Genomic DNA, 24,402 nt, shown 5'->3' with positions numbered 1-24,402 from the left:
TCTGCGCGATTGGCACTTGAGCGCACACCCTCGCGGGCGGCACAGTCGAACCTTCCCGGCCGGAGCGCCCGGCCCGCGCTCTCCCACCTTGAGGGGTTCTCCATGGTTGCCGGCCTCGCCCTGCCGCGGATCATGCGTGTCGGCCGCGGCGCCGCCGCCGAACTCGGCGACGTCCTCCAGGAACTGGGGCTCAGCCGCCCCCTCCTGGTCACGGACGCCTTCCTGGTCGGCAGCGGCGCGGCCGGGCGCCTGACCTCGACGCTGCTGGAGGCCGGACTGCACTCGAGGCTGTTCGCCGGCACCGTGCCCGACCCGACCACCGACTCGCTGGTCCTGGGCCTGGCGGCGCTGCGCGCGCACGCCGCGGACTCGGTCATCGGGTTCGGCGGCGGCAGCCCGATGGACAGCGCCAAGGCGCTCGCCCTGCTGGGCGTGCAGGGCGGCGAGATGCGCGACTACAAGGCGCCGCGGGTCAACCGGGGGCCGGCGCTGCCGGTGATCGCGGTCCCGACCACCGCCGGCAGCGGCTCGGAGGCGACCCAGTTCACCGTCATCACCGACAGCGCCACGGACGAGAAGATGCTCTGTCCGGGGCCGGCGTTCCTGCCGATCGCCGCCGTGGTCGACGTCGAGCTGACCCTGTCGATGCCGTCCCGGCTGACCGCCGACACCGGCATCGACGCCCTCACCCACGCGGTCGAGGCGTATGTGAGCCGCAAGGCCAACCCCTTCTCCGACGGCCTCGCCCTCACCGCGATCGGCACCATCGGCCGCCATCTGCGCCGCGCCTACGCGGACGGCTCGGACACCGGGGCGCGCGAGGCCATGATGCTCGCCGCGACCCAGGCCGGCATCGCCTTCTCGAACTCCAGCGTCGCCCTGGTGCACGGCATGAGCCGCCCGATCGGCGCCCACTTCCACGTCGCCCACGGCCTGTCGAACGCGATGCTGTTCCCCGCCGTGACCGCCTTCTCCGTCCACGCCGCGCCCGCCCGGTACGCCGACTGCGCCCGCGCCCTGGGGGCCGCGACCGCCGCCGATCCCGACGACGCCGCCGCCGACAAGCTCGTCGACGCCCTGCGCGCCCTCTGCCGCGACCTGGACGTCCCCACCCCCCGCAGCTACGGCATCGCCCACGAGGCGTGGACGCGCCTCACCCCCCTGATGGCCGAACAGGCCCTCGCCTCGGGCTCCCCCGCCAACAATCCCGCCGTCCCCAGCGCCGCCCAGATCCAGGACCTCTACGCCCGGATCTACGCCTGACGCTCCGCCACCCCGCCGGAGGGCGGGTCCGACGGCCGGGAGGCGGACGGTGAACACCGTGCGTCCCGGCCGGCCCGCGGCCCGTGATCGGCGGCTGACGGGACTTTCAGCGGGCGGGCGGAGCGCGGCCCGGGCCCCGGGGTAAGGTGGCGGATCATGGCCAGTCGTAAAACGTCGATCCTGGAAGCAGCGGCGCGGGTGATCGCGCGCCGCGGGGTGCGCGGGCTGCGGGTGGAGGAGCTCGCCGCCGAGGCGGGGGTGTCCACCGCGCTGATCTACTACCACTTCAAGGACCGTACGGGGATCCTCAAGCAGACGCTGGAGTTCATCAACGACCGGGCGGAGCGGTACACCACCGAGCGCGCCGCGGACGCACCGCCGCCGACCGCCCGCGAGGAGCTGGAGCAGACGCTGCTGCTGGAGCTGCAGGACACCGTCGAGGTGCGGGAGAACAGCACCGCCTGGGGCGAGCTGCGGGCGAGCGCGGTGTTCGACGAGACCCTGCGCGAGGACCTGGCGCGGGCGACCCGGATCTGGGTGCAGGAGATCGCCGAGCTGCTCGGCGCGGTGCGGCCGATGTCCTCGGCGGTCGCGCTGGCGGGGGCGGCGGAGCGGCTGACCGCGCTGCTGGAAGGGCTGAGCACCCGCTGGCTGAGCGGGAGCCTGCCGTTGGCGCACGCCCGGACGCTGATGACCGACGCGATCGACACCGAGGTGGCCCGGCTCGGGTCCTGAGGGGCCGGGCCGCCGGGCAGCAGGACCGCGGAACCGCCACGCCGCGCACGTCACCGCTCCTCGTTGCGCCACCTTCCGCCTGTCGGTTTGACTGACTTTTCAGTCAGTGCGACGCTGGAGCAGCCGGCCGGACGCCCCCTCGCCCCGCCCGGGCACCGTCGCACGATCTGGAGACCCTCATGACCCGCTACCGCGATGACCGGACCGCCGAGCCCTTCTCCCGGGTACCGGCGGACGACGTCCCGCACGCGCGGACCTGGATGTCCTGGCCCTCCCGGCGCGGCGTGTGGGGGCTGCGGCTGGGCGGGGTCCAGCAGGACATCGCGCTGATCGCCCGGACGATCGCCGAGTTCGAGCCGGTGGTGATGTGCGCCCCCGACGACTGGACGGCGGGCAAGGCCCGGGCGCAGTGCGGCTCCGGCGTCGAGGTGATCACCGCGATCCCCACCGACGACCTGTGGATGCGCGACATCGCGCCGGTGTTCCGCCGGGACGGCCACGGCGGCCTGGACGCCGTGGTCCTCAACTTCAACGGCTGGGGCGACAAGCAGGTGCACCACGACGACGCCCGGGTCGCCGAACGCCTCGCCGCCCACCGTGGGCTGCGCCACTCCTACGCGGACTTCGTCGGCGAGGGCGGCGCCGTCGAGACCGACGGCGACGGCACCGTGATGGCCACCGAGAGCAGCCTGGTGAACAAGAACCGCAACCGGGGCATGAGCCGGGACGAGATCGAGGACGCCGTCCTGGAGGCCTACGGCGCGGACACCATGATCTGGCTGCCGGGCATCAAGGGCCAGGACGTCACCGACGACCACGTCGACGTCACCTCCCGCTTCGTGCGCCCCGGCGTGGTGATGGTCCAGCTGCCGCCGGCCGACCGGAACGACGTCTGGGCCCGGGACGCCCGCGAGCAGTTCGCCCTCCTGTCCGCCGCCACCGACGCCCGGGGCCGCCGTCTGCGGGTCGTCCCCGTGCACGGCCCGGACACGGTGCGCTCCCGCAGCTCGAAGTTCGTCGACTCCTACCTCAACTTCCACCTCGTCAACGGCGGCGTCGTCACCACGCAGTTCGGCGACGCCCGCAAGGACGCCGCCGCCAGGGAGGCGCTGGCCGCGGCGTTCCCGGGCCGCGAGGTGGTGCAGCTCGACGTCGACCGCCTGATGGCCGGGGGCGGCGGCATCCACTGCTCGACCATGCACGAGCCGCTGCCGTAGCCGACGGGGCCGGGCCCGGTGCGCGCGCCGGGCCCGGCCCGTGGTCTCACCCGGCGGGCTGCTGCTGGGTGGCGCAGTGGATGCCGCCGCCGCCCGCGGCGATGTGGTTGATGTCCACCTGGGTGACCGTGCGCCCGGGATGCAGGTCGCCGATGACGCCGGCCGCCCGGTCGTCCGCGGCCCGGTCCCCGAAGCGCGGGACGATGACGGCCCCGTTGCAGACGTAGTAGTTGACGTAGGTGGCGAGGAAGTCCTTGCCCGCGCCCTGGATCAGCCCGAAGTCCGGCTCGGGCAGGTCCACCACCCGCAGCGCGCGCCCCTTGGCGTCGGTCGCCGACCGCAGCACCTGCCGCGCCTGCTCCGAGGCCGTGGTCCAGACGTCCGGCGGGGTGTCGGCGGCGGGGCGGTGCAGCAGGACGGTGCCGGGTTCGGCGAAGCGGGCGAGGGCGTCGACGTGGCAGTCGGTGATGTCCTGCCCGGCGACGCCCTGGAACCAGATCACCTTCTCGACGCCGAGCAGGTCCTCGAAGGCCGCCTCGATCCGGTCCCGGGGCACCCCGGGGTTGCGGTTCTCGTTGACCCAGGAGCTCTCGGTGGCCATCAGCGTGCCCTCCCCGTCCACCTCGATGCCGCCGCCCTCACCGGTGACCGGCGCCTGGAGGCGGGTGATGCCGTAGTGGGCCAGGAGGGTGCGGGCGACCCGGCTGTCGTTGGCGTGGGTCTGCTTGCCGCCCCAGCCGTTGAAGTCGAAGTCGACCCCGGCGAGTCCCGGCGGGCCGGTGACGAAGGTCGGCCCGGTGTCCCGGGCCCACAGGTCGTCGACCATCAGGTCCAGCACCTCGACCGAGGAACCGCAGGCCCGGCGGGCCTGGTCGGCCTGGTCGGGGCGGGCCAGCAGCACCACCGGCTCGAAGCCGGCCACCGCCCGGGCCAGGCCCGCGATGTCCTGCCGGACGCCGGGCAACTGGTCGCCCCACACCTCCTCCAGCGCCGGCCAGGCCATGAAAGTGCGGGTGTGCGGGGCGGACTCGGCCGGCAGGGTGCGCCGGTCCGCCGGGGTGGTGGCCGGACCGGCGGCCGGGGTGGTGGCGCCGGCACCGGGCTGCCGCTCCCCGCCTCCGCCGTCGGAGGAGCAGCCGCCGGCCAGGGCCAGTGCGGCGAGCGCCGCCCCGGACTGCAGGAGCGAGCGGCGGGAGGGCCGGGGATGAGCCATGGAGCCTCGTTCCGGTAGGTGTGGCGGGGTTCGGCTCCGCACGCTACTGACCACCGGGTCAGGACCCGGCGCGGCACGCATCCGCCGTTCGGGGGAAGGGCCGGCGCGGCCGCGCCCTCGGACGGGCGGCGCTCACCGCCGCCGTCGCCCTGACCGTCGGCGCCGTGGCGACCCTGTTCCTGCTCGACGACCTGGAGGCGGTGGAGGCCGCGCCCGCCCGGCCGACGCCCACCGCTCCGACCGCCGCCGACTACACCGCCGTCTCCCGCGGGGTCGAGCTGACCTCGGCGGACTCTGGCTACGAGTTCGACCTCGCCACCGGCACCGTGGTCCCGGCCGACAGCGCGACCTGGTACGTCGGCCGCGGCGACGGCGAGTTCCTCGTCCCGGAGACCGCCGACACCTTCATCGGCCGGGACGCCGGCCTGGGCGTCGCCGACTGCCTCCAGGGGCTCGCGAACCGCCCGTCCGGACGGGTGCCGTTCGGCGCCCTCGGAGCGCGCGGCGCCTTCTGCGTCCGCTCCGCCGACGGACGGGACCTCGCCGTCGTCCGGGTGCTGTCGACGGCGGGCCCGAGCGTCCGGGGTCCGCGTCGCCGTCCTCACAAGCTTGACTGACTTTTCAGTCAGTGCGACAGTTCAGTCCAGGCGATGCCGGGCGAGTTCGCCCGCCGCCGGCCGGCGCCCCCGGGCACCGCTCCCCGGAGCCCCCCTCCGCGCCGGACCGATCCACCCCCAGCCCCACCGGAGGCCACCGTGTCCCACTCCCCTCTCGCGCGCCGCACGGTGCTGCGTTCCCTCGCCGGCGCCGGCCTGCTCGCCCTCGGTGCGAGCGCCTGCGTGCCCGGCCTCGACGAGCTGACCGGCCCGGCCGACCCGGCGGCCACCGCCCCCGGCACCGCCCCCGACCCAGCCGCCCCTGCCGCCCCGGCTCCCGCCCCCGCCCGGGGACGGCGCCTCGGCGGCGAGTGGGAGAAGCACGAGCGGACCTTCATGGCCTGGCCCGCCTCCGAGAACGTCTGGGGCAACCAGCTCGCGGGCGTCCGCAAGGACATCGCCGCCGTCGCCCGCGCCATCGGCGGGCGCGAGCCGGTGGTCCTGCTCGTCCGCCCCGGCCAGGAGACCTCCGCCCGCAACGCCTGCGGCAAGGACGTCGAACTGCTCCCCGTCCCGGTGGACGACCTGTGGGCCCGTGACACCGTACCGGTCTTCGTGGAGGAGGGCGGCAAGGTCAAGGGCGTCGACTTCAACTTCAACGGCTGGGGCCGCAAGCAGGAGCACGGCAACGACGGCCGCGTCGCCCGTACTGTCCTCGACAGGTACGGGATCGAGCGGATCGAGACCGCGATCACCGCCGAGGGCGGCTCCTTCGAGACCGACGGCCAGGGCACCCTGCTGATCACCGAGAGCTCGATCGTCAACGACAACCGCAACCCGGGCCGCACCCGCGACCGGATCGAGACGGACCTCAAGGGGGCGCTGGGCCTCAGCAAGGTGATCTGGCTCGCGGGCGTCAAGGGCAAGGACATCACCGACGCCCACGTCGACTGCCTGGCCCGCTTCGCCGCCCCCGGCGTCGTCCTGCTGGACCGCGCCTTCCCCGGTACCCCGCCGGACGTCTGGTCCCGCTCCGCCGACCAGGCCCGCGCCGTCCTCGCCGAGGCCACCGACGCCACCGGCAAGAAGCTCAAGGTCATCGAGGTCGCCCAGCCCGACCCGGACAAGATCACCGGCCGCGGCGACGCCTTCGTCTCCTCCTACATGAACTTCTACCTCGGCAACAAGGGCGTCTACCTGCCGCTGTTCGGCGACCCCCGGGCCGACGACCACGCCCAGGACGTCTTCCGGGAGCTTTTCCCCGGACGCGAGATCGTCCCGCTGCAGATCGACACGCTGGCCTCCGGCGGCGGTGGCATCCACTGCTCCACCCACGACCAGCCCGCCGGCTGACCCCACCGCACCGCCACCCCGCACCGCACCGCACCGAGGGAGAAGGAACTCCCGTGCAACTGACCCCCACCGAACGCGACCGGCTGCTGATCTTCACCGCAGCCGAACTCGCCCGCGCCCGCCGCGCCCGCGGCCTGCGCCTCAACGCCCCCGAGGCGACCGCGCTCGTCTCGGACACCGTCTGCGAGGCCGCCCGGGACGGCCTGCGGCTCGCCGAGGCCGTGGCCCGCGCACGCCCCGTCCTCTCCCCCGCCGACGTACTGCCCGCCGTCCCGGACCTGGTCACCGAGATCCACGTCGAGGCGGTGTTCGAGGACGGCACCCGACTCGCCGTCGTCGCCGACCCGTTCGGCCGCGGCGGCCTCGGCCCGGCGGCACCCGGCGCCGTCCTCCTCGACGACCGCGTCGATCCCACTTCCCGGACCCCCGGCGTCCCCTTCGGCGCCGGCGGCCACCTGTGCATCGGCGAGTCCTTCGCCCGCGCCGAGATGATGACCGTGGTGGCGACCGTGGCGGGCCGCTGGCGGCTGGCGCCCGTCCCGGGGGCGCGGGTACGCGGCGTCATGACCAGCACCAACCGCCCCGACGGCCTCCTGATGACGGTGGAGCCGCGCACCCCCGCGCGCCGGTGACCCCGGGCCCGCCTCAGCCCGCCGCGCCCGCGTGCAGGAGGTCTCCGGCGCGGGCGGCCAGGCCGTCGGCGCCGCAGTGGGCGGCCAGTTCCAGTCCCCGGGCCAGCGCCCTCCGGGCCGCCGGAGCGGCGCCCAGCGCCTCCCCCAGGTCGACCAGGGCCATCGCGTGCTCGTAGCGGGCGGGCGACCGCTCCAGGTGCCGGACGGCCCGGACGAGCAGCTCGGCCGCGCGTGACCCCTCGTGCACCGCCGCGCAGAGCCGCAGCGTGCTGCCGATGGCCGAGTCCGTGCCGGACTCCCGGGCCCGGCGGACGGCCTCCTCGGCGAGGTCACGGGCCCGGTCCGGCTGCTCGGGGGCGATCGCGCGCGCCAGGTGCCCGAGCCACGGCGCCCACACCGTGTTGCGCCACCCGCGCGCGTCCAGGGCCGCGCCGGCGGCGGTCAGCGTCGCGGCCGCGCCGGACGCGTCGCCCCGGGCCAGCAGCAGACGGCCGTACAGGGTGGGGGCGTCGGGCAGCACCATCACCGTCGGGTACGGCGGGCCGAAGGCGTGCTCGCGCGCCAGCTCCAGCGCCTCGGCCACCCGGCCGCGCGCGGCCACGGTCTCGGCCAGCGCCCCCACCGCGTCCCAGTGCAGCGGGACGCCCGGGCCGATCCGTTCGGCGATGCGCAGCGCCCGGCGCAGATAGTCCTCCGCGTCCACCAGGGCGCCGCAGCGGAACCGGAGCATGCCGGTCAGCAGATAGGCGAAGCCGAGGTGGCCGCCGCTCCACCCGGCGACCTCGTACGCGCGGACCGCCTCGGTGAACAGCTCCTCCGCCCGGTCGACCCGGTCCGCGTAGAGGTAGCTGATGCCGAGGATCCCGGGCAGCTCGAAGCCCCAGACGGTGTTGGTCCAGCCGAGGCTGGGGGGCAGCCGGCCTCCCGGCAGCGCGGACTCCGCGAAGGCGATCGCCTCCTCGCGGTCCACCCCGCGCAGCGTGAGGTCCCAGCAGCGCAGCACCGCCACCGCCTGTGCCAGGCCGTTGTGTTCGAAGAGGGCGTCGTTCGGGGGTGGTCCGTCCTTCGGGCCGGCGGCGGCGCCCGTGGCGGTGCCGGTGCCCGTGGCGGCGGCGGTACCGACGGCGGTGGCCGCCGAGCCGTCCGCCCGGATGTCGCTGAACGCCATGCCGACCGTCTCGAGCATCCGGTCGAACTCCGCGAGCCTGCGGGAGCGGCCCGGGCCGTCCTCGTCCTCGGACTGGAAGGCGGCGAACATGAAGGTGGCCACCTCCAAGCGCAGGCGTCCCGGGCCGGGGGAGGTGCGGGCGGCCGCCTCCGCGCACACCGCGGCGGCCTCGCCGAGCCGGTTGCTGTGGGCGAGGGCCTGGGCGAGCCGGAAGGTCGCGTCGACCCGGCGCTCGGGGCTCAGCCCGTGCGGGTCCGCGAGGGCCAGGCGCAGCTGGTTGACCGTGGTCGCCGGGTCGGTGAGCAGTGCCGAGCAGCCGAGTTCGAAGAGCACCTCGGCCCGGTCCTCGTCGGCGGGCGGTTCGCTGATGGCGCGGCGCAGGCAGCGCTGGGCCGCCTCGGGCGCGCCGATGGCCAGGTGCTCGCGGGCCGCCCGGCGCAGCTTGCCGACGGTCAGGTTGTCCCCCTCGGGCAGGGTCTCCAGCAGGTGCCGGGAGGCCGTCAGCAGGCCGAGTCCGGCGTTCTCGGTCTCGATGGCGGCCACCCCGTGCATCCCGGTGCGGGTGGCGGGAGGCATCGACTGGTAGACCGAGGTGGCGATCAGCGGGTGGACGAACTCCAGCCGGCCGCCCGGCGCGCCGATCAGGACCCCGTGCCGGCGCAGCTCCCGGACGGACTCGGCGGCGGTCTCCGGGCCCTGGGCGCAGATCACGGCGGCGAGGTCCGGGCGGATGTCGGTGCCCAGCATGGACGCCGCCCAGGCGAACCGCACCGCGCTCGGGCCGATCTTGTCCAGCCAGTGCCGGAGCGTCATCCCCCGGGTGCCCGCGGCGAGTTCGCGCAGCTGGGCGGTGCTCTCCTCGACGGGGTCGAGCCGCTGGCCGACCACCTCGCGCAGCAGCGCGGTGGTCTCGTACGGGTTGCCGGCGGTGACCGCCCAGACGTGGCGGCAGAACGCGTCCTCGGCCCCCGCCCCCAGCGCGGCGCGGACCAGCCGCGCGACCGAGGCGGGCTGGAGCGGCCGCAGCTCGTGCCGCCGGTCGGCCCGGCCGACGAGGCCGCGCTGGAGCGTCAGGGCCTCGTCGGGGAACTCGTCCCGGCAGGCGAGCACCAGCAGGGCCGGCAGCTCCCGCGCGCCCACCGCGAAGCTCGCCAGCCAGCCCAGCGACTCCGCGTCGGCCCAGTGCAGGTCGTCGACGATCACGACCACCGGTGAGCGGCGCTGCACGAGGCGGGTGAGCACGAAGTCCAGCCCGTCCCGCACTCCCTGCGGATCGCGCTGCCCGCCCGGCGGCAGCAGCCCCACGGCCGGACCGACGATGTCCTCCCAGGGCCCGAACACCTGCGCCCGCTCCTCGTCGGACAGGGCCGCCAGCACCGGCTGCAGCAGCTGGCGCACCACCCGGAACGGCTCGTGGCGCTGCCGCTCCCCGCCCCGGGCGAACAGCACCGCGCACCCCGCCCGCCTCGCCTCCCGGCGCACCTCGGTCAGCACCGCCGTCTTGCCCAGCCCCGCCGCGCCGGTGTACACCAGCAGCTCCCCGAGCGCCGCCCCGGCGGGCCGGGCCAGCGCCTCGACCGCCTTCCTGGCCGACCGGATCTCGGCCTCGCGCTCGTGCAGCGGACAGCCGTCCCGGCCACCCCCCGCCGCGGGCTCCCCTTCGGCCACCGTTGCCTCCAAATCACGCGTCCACGGCCGTCGTTGCCAACGCCGAGGCTACTGCCGAACGGCCGCTTCCGGTGCGGGCTTGACAATCCGCCCGTTCGAACGAACAGGGGCCGGCCCCTCGCGCCGCCCTTGACACGTCACACAGGAACAGTTCGCCCGTATCGGCGACTTGCGCTCTAAACGCGGATCAATACGGGCAACTCCCCGTTGGCTCCCGGACGGGGCGACGGCTCGACGAAAGGCGGAGACCATGAGCATGATCCAGACGGGCAGGCTGCAGCTGAACTCCACCAACCGCTCGGCGACCGGCGGCGGCGACACCTCCACCTTCACCCAGGTCACCTTCCCCACGCCCTTCCCCACCGGCACGGAGGTGATCGTGGTGCCGTTCGTCCAGACCTTCAACGGCCCGGACACCCCCGGCCTGCGCATCGCCGACGTGACCACCACCGGCTTCAAGATCCGTATCAACGAACTCGTCGGCCGCGGCACCGCCCTGTCCGACGGCCCCCACACCACCGAGACCATCGGCTGGATCGCCGGCACCGTGTAAGCCCCCACCCCGCCGGCCCGGCCGATCACCGGCCGGCTGCCGGCACCCGGTTCGGCGCGTCGCGCAGCGCGGCCCTCGACGTGATCCCCAGCTGCGGGAGGAGGTGGTGGAGGTGCGAACCGACGGTGCGCGGGGACGTCCGGGTCCGCTCGCCGATGTCCTCCCGCGCCGTCGCTCCGAGCCGGTTGAACTCCTCCGCGGCCAGCGGCAGCGGAGCCTCCTTCCGCCCCGGGCCGGTGCTCGCGACCTGATCCGATCGTGGCGGATGACTATCTGTCAGATCACTTCTGGCGTAGCGTTTTAGCCATGGAGCGGGAGGATCCTTGGCTGGCGCGCATCGAGGACACCCAGGGGCGCGTGCACGGTGCCGGGACGATGCTCGACGGCGAGTACGTGCTGACGTGTGCGCATGTGGTCGAGGAGGCCATCGAGGCCGGGCGTGAAGCCGGTCGCGAGGTCCGGGTCCGGATCGCCGGACGTCCCGACGACGCCTACCCGGCGACCGTTGTCGAGAGCTGCTGGCAGCCGCCGCTACCGGACCAGCGCGGGGATGTGGCGATCCTCGCCCTGCGGTCCGTGGTGCCGGGCGTGCCGCGCGCGAGGATCCGGCGGACCTGGCAGCACGACGAGATCGTGCGGATCTTCGGCTTTCCGGCGGGTACCGACAACGGCCAGCTGGTCACGGCGAAGATCGCCTCGTTCGACTTCACCCAGGAGCGGGTCCAGCTCGACGCGGTCGTGGAGCAGCGCGTCGGCCGTGGGTTCAGCGGTGCGGCGGCGCTCGCCGCGGGCGGTGAGATCCTCGGCGTGATCGCGGTTGTCCGGGCACCGCTCGCCGAGAGCAGCTGGATGATCGCGGCCCGGACGCTGTACAAGTACGCGAGCGCGGTGCTCGACGAGCATCTGACGAGCCGGCCCTCGCGGGTACTGCCGAGCGACTGGCCGTCGCCGCAGGTCCCGGAGGTCCTGGACGACCCGGTCCAGCTCGCGCTGACCCGGCACCTGGTCGGCTGGCTGGCGTCCGGCGGGCCGGGCGGGGTCTGTGCGATCGGCGGTGGCGGCGCGCTCGCGCTGACGTCCCGCCTGGTGGGCCTGACGGTGCCGGGCTACCGTCGGGCGGCCCCCGACGAAACCGTCAGCGGCGCCCCGCCCGGCACCGTCCCCCAGCTGGGCGAGGTGGACGCCGCCGTCGACGCGACCGGGCGGACGACCGAGCAGGTCGCCCAGCAGCTCGCGGAGAGTCTGAGCCTGCTGACCGACCGCGTCACCGATGATCTCTCCCACCAGCTGGAGGAGTTGGGCTCGCCGATCGTTGTCGTGGTGACCGCGGTCGACCTGGCGGCCGACCCCGGCGAGTTGTACTACCGGCTGCTCGAACCGATCGCCGCGCGGGCGTCGAGCATCGGCGTGCGCCTGCTGCTCGCCTACCACGGCGACCCTCCGCGCTATGTCCGCAGTGCGGTCGCGGCGAGCCTCGGACAGCCCGCCGCGCCCGCCCCGCCGAGCGACCGGCAGGACGGGAAGACGCAGTTCGGCACCCGACTCGAGCGGCTCGACCGCCTGGTCGAGGAGGTCGAGGCGGCCGAGCGCGACGCCCGGGTGTGCCGTGAGTACGTCGCGCCGCGGATCCTCGGCGCGCCGCCGCCACAGGTCGCCGGCGCGGCCGCGCTCGCGGTCCGCCTGCGGGTGCTGCGGGACACCGGCTCGGCCGCCGGATCCGCCCTCCGGGGATGGCTGCTGGGGGAACTCGACACCTGCGAGGAGGCAGCCGCCCGGTCGCTGGCGCGGGCCCGGCGGTTGAACGCCGAGTGCACGGCCCTGCTCGCCCGGCGGAACCGGGCCCGGGGGCGGCTGGACGCCTACCGCTCGGAGGCCGCGGCGCGCGGCCTGATCGAGGAACTGGGCGAGTCGTACGAGGCGGCCCGGCGGCTGCTCTACAGCGGTGGATGCGACCTACCGCTCGCCGAGCTCCGGGTCGAGGAGTACCACCGGGCCGTTCGGCGCGAGATCGACGGGAGGCAGGCATGAACCGGTGCAACCGTCCAGGCTGCGGTGGCGAACTCGATGCGACCGGCTACTGCCGGCGCTGCCTGCTTCCGCCGCTGGTGGCCGCGCCGACGGGCGGCGACCGGCTGCCGGCCGGGGAGCGGGCCCCGGGGCGGTCGGTACCGGTGGCGAGCACAAACCGCGGCGCGGTGCCGTCCGCGCGCCCCGCAGAGCCCGTACAGCCGTCGCGCGCGTTCGGCGACGACCCCTGGTGGGGACTGGGCCTCGTCACGCTGCCGACGATCGCCGGACCGGAGCCGAACCGAGCGGTCAGAACCGAACCGCGCATCCCGCAGGAGCGCAGGCGCTGCCCCAATCCCGCCTGCCGCCGGCCCGTGGGCACAGGTCTCGACGGCCAGCCGAGCCTGTTGGAGGGGCGCTGCCCGTACGACGGGACGGCCTACTCGTTCGTGCCGAGACTCAGCCGGGGCGACCTGCTGTCGGACCGCTACCGGGTCGAGGGGTGCATCGGGCACGGCGGCTTCGGCTGGGTCTACCTCGCCTACGACGAGCGCCTGAACAACCGTCCGGTGGCGCTCAAGGGCCTGATCGACGCGGCGGACCCCAGGCGGGTCGAGGAGGCCGCCGAGGAGAAGCGGTTCCTGATCGAGCTCAGACACGACGACATCGTCGACATCTACGACTTCGTGACACACGAGCCGGCGGGCGGGTCCCGGCACGGCTACCACGGCTACCTCGTGATGGAGTACGTACCCGGCTACTCCCTGGAGCGCTCGGAACTGTTCGGCCGGCTGGAGACCGAGCAGATCATCGGCTACGTCCTGCGCGTGCTCCGGGCGTTCCAGTACCTCCACGACAGCCAGTACCTGTTCTGCGACCTGAAGCCGAGCAACCTGATGGTGTACGGCTCCCGGATCAAGCTGATCGACCTCGGCGCGGTGCGCGAGGCCGGGACACCGGGCACCGGGGCGTACTCGGAGGAGTACATGGCCCCGGAGCTGATGGTCACCGGGCCCACCGTCGCCACCGACCTCCACACGGTGGGCAGGACCCTGGAGTCGCTCTTCCGGTGGTACACCGCCGACCCGGACAGTGCCCGCTTCACCTCGCTGCGCCGGCTCATCAGTCGCGCCACCCATGACGATCCGCAGCTGCGCTTCGCCTCGGCCGCCGAGCTGGCGGGCCAACTGAGCGGTGTTCTACGCGAGTTGATCTCCAGCCGGGACGACGCCCAGTACACCGCGCCGTCACTGCTCTTCGCCCGCTCCACCACGCTGATCGACCCCGGGCTCGGGGCGGTGCCGCCGCTCGACCGGTGGACGAGCACCGCGGCGCTGCGGGCCGCGGTCGAGGGCAGCTGCCGTCCGCTCGCCACCGCGCCGCCCGCGCCGGTCATGGCGGCGGCCGGGCTGCCCGAGCCGCTGGTCGACGCCCGCGATTGCGCCGCCGGGTTCCTCAGGGCGTCCGTCAGCGCCGATCCGGCGGTCGCCCTCTCCCAGCTCGCCTCCTACGCCGATCCTGTCGCGGCCTCCGCCCAGGCTTCCTCGCCCGAGGTCGAGCTGCTGCGCTGCCGACTCCACCTGCGGCTCGACGACCTCGGGGCGGCGCGCGCCGCGCTGGACCGGGCAAGGGGCCTGTTGCGGCCCGGGTGGCGGCTCAACTGGCACGAGGGGCTGATAGCCCTGGCCGCGCAGCGGTTCGGCGACGCGGAGAAGATGTTCACCTCCTGCTACCGGATGCTGCCGGGTGAGCTCGCGCCGCGGCTCGCGCTGGCGCTGTGCGCCGAATACCGGGCGTCGACCGACGAGGAGCTCGACGCGGCGGCGGCGGCCTACCTGTCGGTGTGGCGGACCGACAGCTGGCACGAGAGCGCCGCCTTCGGCAACGCCCGGACGAGGCTGCGCCGCGGCGACCGGGCCGGTGCGGTCTCGGCGTTGAGGCAGGTACCCGACACCTCACCGCACCACCGGGCGGCGCGGATCGCCGCGCTGCGGATTCACACCGGGCGGCTCGACGCGGGCCCCGCGGGCCTGCCCGACCGCGCGGACCTCGCCGAGGCCGAACAGGTGCTGGCCACACTGCCGTTGGACGAGCCCGAGCGGCGCCGGCTCGCCGTCCTGATCCTGGAGGCCGGGCTCGACCGCCGGCGCACCTCGCGACCGGACCGGACCGCGTCCGACGACGAAGTCACGGAGCACGAGAGCCGGTTGAGACTGGAGAAGGAGTACCGGGCGTTCGCCCAGTGGGCACCGGACGAGAACCGCCACACCGTGCTCGTCGATCTGGCCAACGCCGTGCGGCCGGTCACCACGCAGTGAACCGGCGGTCTTCGACGGAGTCGTCAATCTTCCCCTACAGACGAGGAATTGGCACATGACCGAAACACCGAGAGTCACCCTGGAGGCCAACTACGACAGGTACCGCTCCCTGAACGAGCGTGAGGTGCACGTCTACCTCAGCGTGGCCGCGAGCACCGCGGCCGACCGGCGGGCGAGCCCGCCGAGCGATGCGCGGTTCGCCGAGGTCATCCTGCTGGACCAATCGGGGTCGATGAGCGATCCGCGCACCAAGCTCCAACGGGCCAAGGAGGCGAGTTGCGCCGCCATCGACACCCTGCGCGAGGGAACCCGCTTCGCGGTGGTCGCCGGTACCCACCAGGCAACCATGATCTACCCCCGGGAGTCCTTCCTCGCCCCGGCGAACGCCGTCACCCGCGCGGAGGCGAAGCAGGCTGTCAACCGGATCGCCCCCGGCGCCCAGGGCACGGTCATCGGCGCCTGGCTCGACAAGGCCCGTGAACTGCTCGAACCGCACGGCGACCTGATCCGCCACGCGCTCCTGCTCACCGATGGACGCAACGAGCACCAGGACCGGTCGGCGCGGTCGATGGAAACCGTGCTCGCCGACTGCCGTTCCGTGTTCACCTGCGACGCCCGCGGTATCGGTGCGGACTGGGAGCCCGCCGAGCTGAGACGGATCGCCGAGGAACTCCAGGGCACGGCGGACGCGGTGCCCGACCTGGCCGACCTGGCGCCCGACTTCCGCGCGCTCATCCGCACCGCCATGGGCCGCACGCTGTCCGACCTGGCCCTGCGGGTGCGCTGCGCACCGGGAGTGTCGGTGTCGGTCCTCGAACAGGCCCACCCGGCGCTGGCCGACCTGGTCGGCCACCGCCTGCCGCTGGCCGGAACGGCGACGGCCGACTACCCGACCGGCCCCTGGAGCAGCGAGGCGCGCCGGTATGTCGCGACCTTCGCCGTGACCGGCGACCGGACGGTCGGCGCCGACGCGGAGACCCTGGCTTCCATCGAGGTGGTCACCGGACCGATCGGCACCGAACTGGCCACACCCGTCAGCTCGGTGGAGGTGATCAGCGCGCGCTGGCTCGACCAGCCGGCCCCGGAAACCGTCCTCGGGGCCGATCGGCGCCGCCACGAGCGGGAGAAGGAGCTGTACGCGCTCCGATGGCGCGGCGGAACGCTCTTCCGTCAGGGGGATCACCACGGGGCGCGCGATGCCTGGGGCCGGGCCGTGGCGCTGGCCACCGAGCTGCGCAACGAGGACGCGCTGCGGCGACTGGGCAAGGTCGTCCGGATCGAGGACGCCGCACGCGGCGTGGTCAGCCTGCTGCCGGAGCTGGATCCGGACTACGTCCTGCAAGCCATGATGGGCACGGTCACCAGCACCTCGTACGGCCTCTCGCGCAACCCGGCGACGCGCGCCGATGCGGCGCCCGGGCGCCCGTCGGCCCCGGGGCCCGACTGCCCGAGGTGCGGCCGGGTCGCGGTGGCCGGCGCGCGGTACTGCGAGAACCTCGCGTGCGACCACGAGTTCACCGGCAGCTCACCGGTGATGGGCGGATGACGGCCCCCACCGCGGTGGCGCCGGAACCGGTGGCGGACGAACCGGCGACGCCCTCCACGACCGCGCGCACCCTGCGCCGGCTCCGCGCGGCGCTGGTGGCGGGCAGCCTGCTGACCGGGGCGCTGTGCCTGGTGGTGTCCAGTCAGTCACACGCCGGAACAGACGCCACCGGCAGGCGGGCCGCCCCTGCGGTCCTTCGGGCCGAGGCCGCGTACGGCGCGCTCGCGGATGCCCAACGCGTGGCGGTGCACGGCTTCCGGCAGGGCACCGTGGTCCTCGGCGGACTCGGCGACCACTACCAGAACGACATCGCCGCGATCAACCAGAACCTGGCGGAACTGGCCAGGGACAACGTGGCGGGCCCGGCGGGCACCAGTGATCTGCAACTCGTCGAGGGGCTCGTCGTCAACTACAACGCCGAGCTCGAGCAGGCCGCCGCCGACTACCAGCAGACCGGTGAGCTCGCCCGCGCCCTGCCGGCCCTGTGGTACGCGACCCTGCAGTACCGGGAGGTCGCGAACACGCTGGACCGGCTGCGGAAGGAGGAGAGCGCGGCGCTGACCGTCCGACGCGGCTCGCTCTGGCTGGCGGGCGCCGCGGATCTGCTGTTCCTGGTGCCGTTCGCGCTGGTGCTGGCGCTGTTCGTGCGGACGCAGTTGGTGCTGCGCCGCCGCTTCCGGCGTCGGTTGAGCATCCGGTTGACGGCTGCTGTGCTCGCCCTCACCGCGACGGCCCTGGTGTGCGGTCTGTCGCTCCATGCCTCGGACGGACGCCTGCGCTCGGCCCTGGACGGCCCGTTCGCCGAAGCCGTCACCCTGGCACAGCAGCAGGCGAGCCGGTCCGCCGCCCAAGCCGACACGGACCTGTCCGCCATCGTCGCGCAGGCATGCCCGGTGGCCGGGTCCTGCGGGACCCACCTGACACCGCCGACGTCCGAACAGCCCGCGACCGTCGGGGCGGGGCAATCAGGTCGCCAACAGGCCCAGTCCGAGGCCGCGTTCACGAGCGGTGTCACCGACGCGGACGCCTCCTCCGCCGAGCTCATGGCGCTTCTCGTGCTGCTGACCTCAGCCGCAGCGGCGGCGGCCGCTCGCGCGCTGAATCCGCGCATCGACGAGTACCGGTTCGGAGGCCGATGATGCGGCAGAAGCGCCGGGCAGCTCTCCGGCTCCTCCTGGTCCTCACCCTGCTGACGGCGTCCGCCTCCTGCCTCGGCGGCTCCTCCGACCGGCGCGCCCTGAGCATCCTGACACCCTGGACCGCCGACGCCGAGAAGGACTCCTTCCAAGCCGTGCTCAAGGCCTTCGAGGCCAAGACCGGAATCACCGTCAACGCCTCCCCCACCCGGGCGCTCGACCAGGTGCTGCGGACCGCCGTACAGAAGGGCGAGGCACCGGACCTGGCGGTCATGGCGAACCCCGGGGCGCTGCGCTCCTACGCGCAGCAGGGCGACCTGGTCCCGCTGAACCGCTTCCAGGACAAGACACTCGGCAGCGGACTCGTCGATCTGCTGAAGTCCGACTACGGCCCCCAGTGGTACCGCCTCGGGGAGGCCGGGACCGGCGATCCGTACGCCGTCGTGGTCAAAGCCTCCGTCAAGAGCCTCATCTGGTACGCCCCCCAGCGGCTCGCCACCCAGCCGCCCACCAGCTGGGCCGACTTGGTCGGCGTCGGCCGGTCGATCGCCCAGCGGGGCGAGACGCCCTGGTGCCTGGCCATGGCCGACCCGCCCAACTCGGGGTGGCCGGGCACCGACTGGATCGAGGACATCCTGCTGCACCAGTCGGGTGCCGACACCTACAGGGACTGGGTCAACGGCACGCTCGACTGGAGGTCGCCGCAGGTCAGCGCGGCCTGGCAGGCATGGGGCCAGACCGTCACCGCACAGGGCGCGATCCGTGGCGGCCCGCTGACCGCGCTGCTGACCAGCTACGGCGAGGGGGCCTATCCGCTCTTCACCACACCGCCCGGCTGCTACCTCGAACACGGCGCCCCCATCACCCCGGACCCCGCGGCACCGACCAAACCCGTCCCGGGAAAGGACTACGACTTCGTCCCGTTCCCCGACTTCCAGCCCACGGCGACGCCGGCGCCGACGCCGACGTACGAGGTGTCGGGAGACCTCGTCGCGATGTTCCGCGACTCGCCCGAGGCGGAGCAGTTCATGGCCTTCCTCGCGAGCCCGCAGGCCCAGCAGATCTGGCCGAGCCGACAGCCGGAGTCGGCTTTCTCCGCCAACCGCACCGTCACCGCGCGGATGGTGTCCAGTTACGCCACCGACAGCGTCGCCCGCCGGATCGCCGAGTTGCTGACCTCGCCCGCCACCCTGTGCTTCGACGCCTCGGACAGCATGCCCAGCACCATGGCGGCCGCGTTCAACCGCGCGGTGCTCGACTATCTGAACGACCCGACCCAGCTGCCGACGATCCTCACCGGGCTGGACAAGGTCCAGGACGACGCCTATCCGCAGCCGACGCAGAGCTCCGTCTGCGCATCCGGATCCCCAGGCCAGGAGGCCAAGTGACAACACGTACCGAATTCACCCTCGCGTCCGGCGGGACGCTGGTGGTCGAGAGCGAGGGCACCGGCGCAGGCGTCGCGCCCGCCGGCCGGGGAAGTCTGGAGAGAGCGGGCGCCACGGTGCGGGACTCGCTGCACACCGTGGTCAACACGGCATCCGACGTGATCGAGGCGTTCCGCGCCCTGCCGCGCCGACCCGACGAGATCGAGGTCAAGTTCGGCGTCAAACTGGACGGCAGCATCGGCGTGATCCTCGCGGGCGGCTCCGCCGGCGTCCACTTCGATGTGACGCTCCGCTGGTCGCCCGAAGAACCCACCGGTGAGGCCGACGACGACGAGGAGTGACCGCAGCTGCGAGCGGGTCCATGCCACAAGGCCCACCCATCGGCCCAACTGTCCGGCATGCCGCGCCCGGTGGGCGGCGATCAGGTCCCGGTACCAGGCGTGAGGTCGTCCAGGAGGAGGTCGGCGACCACCTCCTCGACCACCGAGGTGCGCAGTTCGGCCATGGAGTCGACGAGCAGCCGGTCCCACGGTGCGGGCGTCAGCCGCCCCGGGGCGGGGCCCGAGGGGACCCTTGTCGCAGCGGCTCGGTACTCGTCGGCACCCATGCGCCAGGGAACGGCTCCGGTCCTGGCCATGACGTGGGCCGCTATGCGGATGCCCTCGCCGTCGAAGTCACCGTGGTAGTGCAGGGAGACGCCATCGTCGGCGAGTCGGCGCAGCAGGTGGATCACGGCCGTGTTGGGCCACCCGGAGGTGCAGACCAGTGCCGGCCGAATCGTCGTAGGGCGACGGCGAGCACGCTGGGGTTCTCGGTGATGTGCACCGGCCCTGCCGCGCCCTTCGAGTTCCGGCCCGGCCGACGGCGCACCCCGACACATGTGCTCAGCGGTAGCCGGTCAGCCCATCGGCCAGTTCCGCCTCATCACCGTCGCGCCGGGCCTGGAGAGCCTGTTGGAGGGCGAAGGTGCCCCGGATCGCGGCGATCCGGCCGTCCATGTCGCCGCCCGCCGCCCCGGCGCCGAGGGCGAGCACCCGGCCGAGCAGTTCCGCGCCGTGGCCGGCGCCGATCGCGGCGAGGTCCTCGGCCTGGTCGCCGAGGGCGACCTCGTCCCAGTCCACCACACCGCTGAGCCGCGGCAGGCCGTCGACGGTCTCCCACAACACGTTCTCCCCGCCGAGGTCGCCGTGGACCACGGCGGAGGTGAGGTGGGGAAGGCCGTCGAGGGCGGCGAGTTCGCGCTCGGCCCGCACCCGGCCGGCGTGGTGCATGAGCGGGAAGAGCTCCGCCCGCACCCCGTCGGAGAACTCCCGCCACTCCCCTTCGAGGGCGTGCGGAAGGACCGAGCGCGCCCGGTCGTCGCCACCGGCCGCGGCCAGCGCCGACAACAGCGCGGCGTACTGGGCGGCGACCGCCTCCGCCGCCTCGGGGCTTTCGAGGACGTCCTCCGCCAAGGCCGCCCCGGGCACCCGGGTGAGCACCAGGTAGGCCGGCTCGTCCGGGCCCGCGGCGGCGCCCTCCTCCAGCGGCTCGGGGGTGCGGAACCCGAGGCCGAGCCCGGCGAGGGCGCGCAGTCGCGCCGCCCGGCCGGGAAGCCGCTCGGCCGCGGCACCGGTGCGGGCGAAGCACACGACGCGCTCCGCCCCGATGACCACCTGATGGAACTGCCCTTGACGAATCGTCAGGCCTCTCGGCTCCTCGCCGGGAAGCAACCTGGCGAGCAGGGTCCGGTGCGTTTCGGGGAACTCCATGGCGCGTGAACCCTCCTTCGGCAAGCGGTGATCGGGAGGCTGCCCCGACCGGGCGCCCCCGAGAGACCGTACGCTCCGCCGTGGCCGCGGGCCGACTACCGCAACCGACCCGCCCTGTGGCGCGGCCCCGCTCTCCACCCCCGCCCGCCCCGGACACCTGCCGCCTTCGTGCCCCGCCCCCGGTCGGGGGGTGGGGCACGAACAACGAACAGGGTGCGGTCGCGGCTATCCGAGGCCGCGGGCGTCCTGCTTCAGCGCGGTGTCCACGGTCAGCGCGGTCGCCACGACGAGGCTGAGCAGCGGGTCGGCGAGCGGTCGGTGGATCTGGAGCACGTAGTTGTCGGCCGTGGTGAACATCGTCTTCGCCAGGCCTTCCCAGGTCTTGGTGATCCGGGCGATCTCGGCGTCCGTCTCGTCGACGATGGAGAAGTTCCAGGCCCGCCAGTTCTCGGCCTTGACGGCGCCGACCTTCCGCCCGCCGACCTCCAGCGCAAAGTTGATCTTCCCGATGGCGTTCTGCTGAACGATCTGGCCGACTTCCTGGCCGTTCGGAAGCTGCACGACCACCCGCGACTTGATGAACTTCGCCGGGCGGGTCAGCAGCAGCACCGGGGTGCCGTGCGCGTCACGGATCTCCAGCTTGTGGGTCAGATACTGGTCGAGGGAGGTGAGCAGTCGTACCGCCTTGCGCAGACCGCTCTGGCCGACCTGGACCACCGAGCCCAGCGTGGCGCCCTGCTGGTCGAAGACGGCGTACTCGTTGGTCAGCTCGATCAGCTTGGCCTTCTGGTTCACCACAAGGACCGGCTCGGAGAACAGGGTGCCGCCGCCACCGGAGACCGGGCCGACACCCGCCTGCTGCTGTACCTGGCGCTGCACCTTGGCGGAGTCGCCGGCCGGAGCGACCGGCTGCCCGGGGAAGCCGGGAGTGTTCGTGTTCTGGGACATGGCGGGCAGGCTAGGCTCAATCCTCCCCGGATAGCCAGATCGTTCGACCGCCGAGGTTCGTCCGCGGACCACCGGCTCTGCCCGTGACCTGCAGCTTCTGCGGCTGCGAGCGCCAGTTGTCCGCCACCCGACGGCGACTGTGTGACCGACGTCACACCCGGGACGCCGGCTCGGGCCCGGTCGAGACGCCTCAACCACCGCGCGCGCGTCAGGCCCGGTGGGCCCCGGCGCATCGTCAGCCCAGGGAGAATCTCCGGGCACTGGTGGCCAACAACCAGGTGCACCTGCTCACACCGGTCGTGTCCATCCGACGGGCTTCGTCGACGAGGCGGCTGCTCACCACAGGCCGGTGCGCCCGCCTCGTCTATTGCAGGATGTTGATCGCGCGGGCGATCACCAGGGCGGCAAGGATGAGGGAGGCCGCGGCCTCCACCATCATCAGCAGCTTCGCCCACCTCCTGACGGCGGAGACATCGGTCGGGCTGAACGCCGTGGCGGTCCAGAAGGCCAGCGACAGGTAGTCGGCGAACGTCGGCACCCAGTCGGCGCTCGCGTAGGCCGAGTGCTGCATCTCGGGGAACACGAAGCTCGGGCTCGGCTGGAGCGGGTGGGCGCGGGCAGCCGCACCGCCTCGGTCGAGGTCCCAGTACCACAGCGCGAAGGCGATCACGTTCGTGGCCCAGGTCACTCCCCCGGTGGCCAGCAGACCGGTGGCGTTGTCGGCGAACAGCTTGTTGTTGGTCAGGATGTCCGCCACCAGGTGGACACCCGCATAGAGGTTGGCCGCGGTGATGAAGCCGATCATGACATCGGTGACCACTCTGAGCCACCGCTTCTGCCGATCGATCCGCCCCGGGTCACCAAGGATCAGTGCCCCCAGCAGGGTGAGCATGACCACGGGAACCACCCATGCGGGGTCCAGCCGGTACGCGGCGGGCAGCGCCAGGTGGAGCATCGCGGCCGTGGCGATCGCCAGTGCCACCGGCCACCAGTGCTCGCCCCGCGCGGCGGCCTGATCGAGTGTCGCCGACGGTGAACCGGTCGGCCCAGGGCTTGATCCCATGCCTCATTGTGCCGACGCCCGCCGCGTGGGCCTCGCACGGCACACCAACCCGGACGGGTGGACCAGGTGATCTTCACGGTCCTGCGGTCCCCTGCAAGCCGCTGAGCCATCTGCACCCACCAAGACCCTGGCCACCGAGCCGGGCCGGTTCGGCACCACCGTCAACGCCGTCGCCTCGGGCCTCACCGCCACCGACATGACCGCCGCCACCGCCGCGCGGATCACTGTGCTCCTTCGAGGGCCTGCCGACGCTCGCTCCCGAGCGGATCCAGGTAGGCCGTGTCGGCCGCCCAGAGCCGGTCGGGTCGCCGACCGGGACTACTGGTACTGGGCCTGCCGATCACCCGGTCATCACCCGTTGCCGTGACGCGCGGCCACAGACGCCCCTGTCCACCCTGCCCCGCCTTCCGGGGCTGGACCGCCCTGTGCCACCACTGACCCCGAAGGCCAACTACCGTACACGGCAATTCCGGTGGACGGCGATCAGGTCGCGGTACCAGGCGTACGAGGCCCTGGGGGTGCGGCGCTGGGTGGTGAAGTCGACGTGGACGAGGCCGAAGCGCTGGTGGTAGCCCTCGGCCCATTCGTAGTTGTCGAGGAGGGTCCAGGTGTAGTAGCCGCGGACGTCGATGCCTTCGGTGACGGCGGTGGCGAGGGCGTCGAGGTGGGTGGCGAGGTAGGAGATCCGGGCGGGGTCGTCGGTGGGTTCGGGGGTGGAGCAGCCGTTCTCGGTGATGGTGATCGGGGGGAGGGTGTCGGGGTAGATGTCGCGGAGGTGGAGGAGGAGTTCGTGGAGGCCCTCGGGGAGGACGGGCCAGCCGAAGGCGGTGTGGGCGGGGGCTTCGGGGATGTCGAGGAGGGTGAAGGGGAGGGCGGGGTCGGTGGGGGCGGCGATGCGGGTGGGGTTGTAGTAGTTGACGCCGAGGCCGGTGAGGGGGGTGGCGGCGATGAGGTCGAGGTCGCCGGGGCGGACTGCGCCGTGGAGGTCGGGGGCGACGCCGAAGGCGGTGAGGTCGGGGTAGCGGCCGAGGAGGATGGGGTCGGTGAACAGGCGGTTGTGGAGGGCGTCGTAGGCCTGGGCGGCGGCGAGGTCGGCGGGGTCGGTGGAGGCCGGCCAGACGGGGGTGAGGTTGTTGGCGATCATCACGTCGAGGCCGCCCTCGTGGAGGACGGTGGCGGCCAGGCCGTGGGCGAGGAGCTGGTGGTGGGCGGCGGGGAGGGCGTCCAGCATCAGGGCGCGGCCGGGGGCGTGGATGCCGAGGGCGTGGCCGTAGACCATGTGCACGAAGGGCTCGTTGAGGGTGATCCAGGCGGGGACGCGGTCGCCCAGGCGGTCGGCGACGATCGCGGTGTACTCGGCGAAGCGGTACGCGGTGTCGCGGTTCAGCCAGCCGCCGGCGTCTTCGAGGGCCTGGGGCAGGTCCCAGTGGAAGAGGGTGGGCAGCGGGGTGATGCCGGCGGCGAGCAGGGCGTCCACCAGGCGGTCGTAGAAGGCGAGGCCGGCGGGGTTCACCAGGCCGGCGCCGGTGGGCTGGACGCGGGGCCAGGCGACGGAGAAGCGGTAGCCGTCGACGCCGAGGCCCTGGAGCAGCGCGATGTCCTCGGGCCAGCGGTGGTAGTGGTCGCAGGCCACCGCGCCCGTGTGGCCGTCGCGGACGGCGCCGGGGCGGGCGGCGAAGGTGTCCCAGACGGACGGGCCGCGGCCGTCCTCGTCCACCGCCCCCTCGATCTGGTGGGCGGCGGTGGAGACTCCCCAGCGGAAGTCCGCCGGCAGGTCGTAGCGATCCGGCATGGCTGGCTCCCGGCGGGCAGAAATGTGAGGGGTACTCATATTACGGGCGCGGAGC

20 protein-coding genes are annotated in these 24,402 nt (G+C 73.6%); 13 read left to right on the top strand and 7 right to left on the bottom strand.

The genetic code is table 11. From position 1 onward, the window contains the following. Window positions 1–102: 102 nt before the first annotated feature. The 3 genes from ACFCLZ_RS33610 (at window position 103) to ACFCLZ_RS33600 (ending at window position 3,215) form a co-directional block, all read left to right on the top strand. Complete coding sequence (locus tag ACFCLZ_RS33610; protein ID WP_380281663.1) at window positions 103–1,263, top strand: iron-containing alcohol dehydrogenase; 1,161 nt, start codon at window positions 103–105, stop codon at window positions 1,261–1,263. Between the two features lie 156 nt (window positions 1,264–1,419). Then, complete coding sequence (locus ACFCLZ_RS33605) at window positions 1,420–1,998, top strand: TetR/AcrR family transcriptional regulator (protein ID WP_380281662.1); 579 nt, start codon at window positions 1,420–1,422, stop codon at window positions 1,996–1,998. Window positions 1,999–2,177: 179 nt separating this feature from the next. Further along, a complete protein-coding gene (locus ACFCLZ_RS33600; RefSeq protein WP_380281661.1) occupies window positions 2,178–3,215 on the top strand; it encodes an agmatine/peptidylarginine deiminase in 1,038 nt (345 codons plus the stop codon). 46 nt (window positions 3,216–3,261) lie between these two features. On the opposite strand, the gene ACFCLZ_RS33595 is transcribed toward ACFCLZ_RS33600, so the two are convergent. Next, window positions 3,262–4,428, bottom strand: coding sequence for an agmatine deiminase family protein (locus ACFCLZ_RS33595; RefSeq protein WP_380281660.1), 1,167 nt, complete (start codon window positions 4,426–4,428; stop codon window positions 3,262–3,264). A 164-nt stretch (window positions 4,429–4,592) separates the two neighbouring features. Here ACFCLZ_RS33595 and ACFCLZ_RS33590 point away from each other — a divergent pair, with 164 nt between their 5' ends. The 3 genes from ACFCLZ_RS33590 to ureA all read left to right on the top strand — a co-directional run bounded on the left by ACFCLZ_RS33590 (window position 4,593) and on the right by ureA (window position 7,009). Then, the gene (locus tag ACFCLZ_RS33590; protein ID WP_380281659.1) at window positions 4,593–5,045 is read left to right on the top strand and encodes a hypothetical protein; all 453 of its coding nucleotides are present in this window, start codon (window positions 4,593–4,595) and stop codon (window positions 5,043–5,045) included. A gap of 138 nt (window positions 5,046–5,183) precedes the next feature. Next, a complete protein-coding gene (locus ACFCLZ_RS33585; protein ID WP_380281658.1) occupies window positions 5,184–6,377 on the top strand; it encodes an agmatine/peptidylarginine deiminase in 1,194 nt (397 codons plus the stop codon). A gap of 53 nt (window positions 6,378–6,430) precedes the next feature. Beyond that, window positions 6,431–7,009 (top strand): urease subunit gamma, encoded by a 579-nt coding sequence (gene ureA / locus ACFCLZ_RS33580; protein ID WP_380281657.1) that lies wholly within the window; start codon window positions 6,431–6,433, stop codon window positions 7,007–7,009. Between the two features lie 13 nt (window positions 7,010–7,022). Here the strand turns inward: ureA and ACFCLZ_RS33575 are convergent, their stop codons facing one another. After that, entirely contained in the window at window positions 7,023–9,845 is a 2,823-nt protein-coding gene (locus ACFCLZ_RS33575) for an ATP-binding protein (RefSeq protein ID WP_380281656.1), read from the bottom strand. Window positions 9,846–10,095: 250 nt separating this feature from the next. Between ACFCLZ_RS33575 and ACFCLZ_RS33570 the strand changes: the two genes are divergently transcribed. The 7 genes from ACFCLZ_RS33570 to ACFCLZ_RS33540 all read left to right on the top strand — a co-directional run bounded on the left by ACFCLZ_RS33570 (window position 10,096) and on the right by ACFCLZ_RS33540 (window position 19,134). Continuing rightward, entirely contained in the window at window positions 10,096–10,398 is a 303-nt protein-coding gene (locus tag ACFCLZ_RS33570) for a hypothetical protein (RefSeq protein ID WP_380281655.1), read from the top strand. A 306-nt stretch (window positions 10,399–10,704) separates the two neighbouring features. Continuing rightward, entirely contained in the window at window positions 10,705–12,426 is a 1,722-nt protein-coding gene (locus tag ACFCLZ_RS33565) for a trypsin-like peptidase domain-containing protein (RefSeq protein ID WP_380281654.1), read from the top strand. Continuing rightward, the gene (locus tag ACFCLZ_RS33560) at window positions 12,345–14,723 is read left to right on the top strand and encodes a tetratricopeptide repeat protein (protein WP_380281653.1); all 2,379 of its coding nucleotides are present in this window, start codon (window positions 12,345–12,347) and stop codon (window positions 14,721–14,723) included. The genes ACFCLZ_RS33565 and ACFCLZ_RS33560 overlap by 82 nt, the downstream gene beginning before the upstream one ends. A 55-nt stretch (window positions 14,724–14,778) precedes the next feature. Then, on the top strand, window positions 14,779–16,269 hold the full coding sequence (locus ACFCLZ_RS33555) for a VWA domain-containing protein (protein ID WP_380281652.1): 1,491 nt from the start codon (window positions 14,779–14,781) through the stop codon (window positions 16,267–16,269). Continuing rightward, entirely contained in the window at window positions 16,266–17,408 is a 1,143-nt protein-coding gene (locus tag ACFCLZ_RS33550) for a hypothetical protein (RefSeq protein ID WP_380281651.1), read from the top strand. Before ACFCLZ_RS33555 ends, ACFCLZ_RS33550 begins: the two co-directional genes overlap by 4 nt. Continuing rightward, window positions 17,405–18,793 carry an ABC transporter substrate-binding protein gene (locus tag ACFCLZ_RS33545; RefSeq protein WP_380281650.1) on the top strand — a complete coding sequence of 463 codons (1,389 nt, stop codon included), beginning with the start codon at window positions 17,405–17,407 and terminating at the stop codon, window positions 18,791–18,793. The genes ACFCLZ_RS33550 and ACFCLZ_RS33545 overlap by 4 nt, the downstream gene beginning before the upstream one ends. Further along, window positions 18,790–19,134: a CU044_2847 family protein gene (locus ACFCLZ_RS33540; protein WP_380281649.1), complete on the top strand. Its 345-nt coding sequence runs from the start codon at window positions 18,790–18,792 to the stop codon at window positions 19,132–19,134. Before ACFCLZ_RS33545 ends, ACFCLZ_RS33540 begins: the two co-directional genes overlap by 4 nt. 80 nt (window positions 19,135–19,214) lie before the next feature. On the opposite strand, the gene ACFCLZ_RS33535 is transcribed toward ACFCLZ_RS33540, so the two are convergent. From ACFCLZ_RS33535 to ACFCLZ_RS33515, 5 genes are all read right to left on the bottom strand, one after another. After that, a complete protein-coding gene (locus ACFCLZ_RS33535) occupies window positions 19,215–19,526 on the bottom strand; it encodes a DUF2399 domain-containing protein (RefSeq protein WP_380281648.1) in 312 nt (103 codons plus the stop codon). 151 nt (window positions 19,527–19,677) lie between these two features. Beyond that, window positions 19,678–20,568: a viomycin phosphotransferase gene (vph, locus tag ACFCLZ_RS33530; RefSeq protein ID WP_380281647.1), complete on the bottom strand. Its 891-nt coding sequence runs from the start codon at window positions 20,566–20,568 to the stop codon at window positions 19,678–19,680. Window positions 20,569–20,769: 201 nt separating this feature from the next. Further along, window positions 20,770–21,564, bottom strand: a complete 795-nt coding sequence (locus ACFCLZ_RS33525; protein WP_380281646.1) for a phospholipid scramblase-related protein — start codon at window positions 21,562–21,564, stop codon at window positions 20,770–20,772. Window positions 21,565–21,856: 292 nt separating this feature from the next. Continuing rightward, window positions 21,857–22,474 (bottom strand): hypothetical protein, encoded by a 618-nt coding sequence (locus tag ACFCLZ_RS33520; protein WP_380281645.1) that lies wholly within the window; start codon window positions 22,472–22,474, stop codon window positions 21,857–21,859. A gap of 532 nt (window positions 22,475–23,006) precedes the next feature. Further along, window positions 23,007–24,347: a GH1 family beta-glucosidase gene (locus tag ACFCLZ_RS33515; RefSeq protein WP_380281644.1), complete on the bottom strand. Its 1,341-nt coding sequence runs from the start codon at window positions 24,345–24,347 to the stop codon at window positions 23,007–23,009. Window positions 24,348–24,402 lie beyond the last annotated feature (55 nt).

This window comes from Kitasatospora purpeofusca (genome assembly GCF_042691725.1).
Lineage (GTDB): Bacteria > Actinomycetota > Actinomycetes > Streptomycetales > Streptomycetaceae > Kitasatospora > Kitasatospora purpeofusca_B.
Note: the sequence above shows the minus strand (reverse complement) of the source record. Positions and strands in the feature narration are given on the sequence as shown.

Coding starts and splice junctions, on each gene's coding strand:
- ACFCLZ_RS33610 (WP_380281663.1), top strand. CDS start 103: ATGGTTGCCGGCCTCGCCCTGCCGCGGATCATGCGTGTCGGCCGCGGC.
- ACFCLZ_RS33605 (WP_380281662.1), top strand. CDS start 1,420: ATGGCCAGTCGTAAAACGTCGATCCTGGAAGCAGCGGCGCGGGTGATC.
- ACFCLZ_RS33600 (WP_380281661.1), top strand. CDS start 2,178: ATGACCCGCTACCGCGATGACCGGACCGCCGAGCCCTTCTCCCGGGTA.
- ACFCLZ_RS33595 (WP_380281660.1), bottom strand. CDS start 4,428: ATGGCTCATCCCCGGCCCTCCCGCCGCTCGCTCCTGCAGTCCGGGGCG.
- ACFCLZ_RS33570 (WP_380281655.1), top strand. CDS start 10,096: ATGAGCATGATCCAGACGGGCAGGCTGCAGCTGAACTCCACCAACCGC.
- ACFCLZ_RS33565 (WP_380281654.1), top strand. CDS start 10,705: ATGGAGCGGGAGGATCCTTGGCTGGCGCGCATCGAGGACACCCAGGGG.
- ACFCLZ_RS33560 (WP_380281653.1), top strand. CDS start 12,345: ATGCGACCTACCGCTCGCCGAGCTCCGGGTCGAGGAGTACCACCGGGC.
- ACFCLZ_RS33555 (WP_380281652.1), top strand. CDS start 14,779: ATGACCGAAACACCGAGAGTCACCCTGGAGGCCAACTACGACAGGTAC.
- ACFCLZ_RS33550 (WP_380281651.1), top strand. CDS start 16,266: ATGACGGCCCCCACCGCGGTGGCGCCGGAACCGGTGGCGGACGAACCG.
- ACFCLZ_RS33545 (WP_380281650.1), top strand. CDS start 17,405: ATGATGCGGCAGAAGCGCCGGGCAGCTCTCCGGCTCCTCCTGGTCCTC.
- ACFCLZ_RS33515 (WP_380281644.1), bottom strand. CDS start 24,347: ATGCCGGATCGCTACGACCTGCCGGCGGACTTCCGCTGGGGAGTCTCC.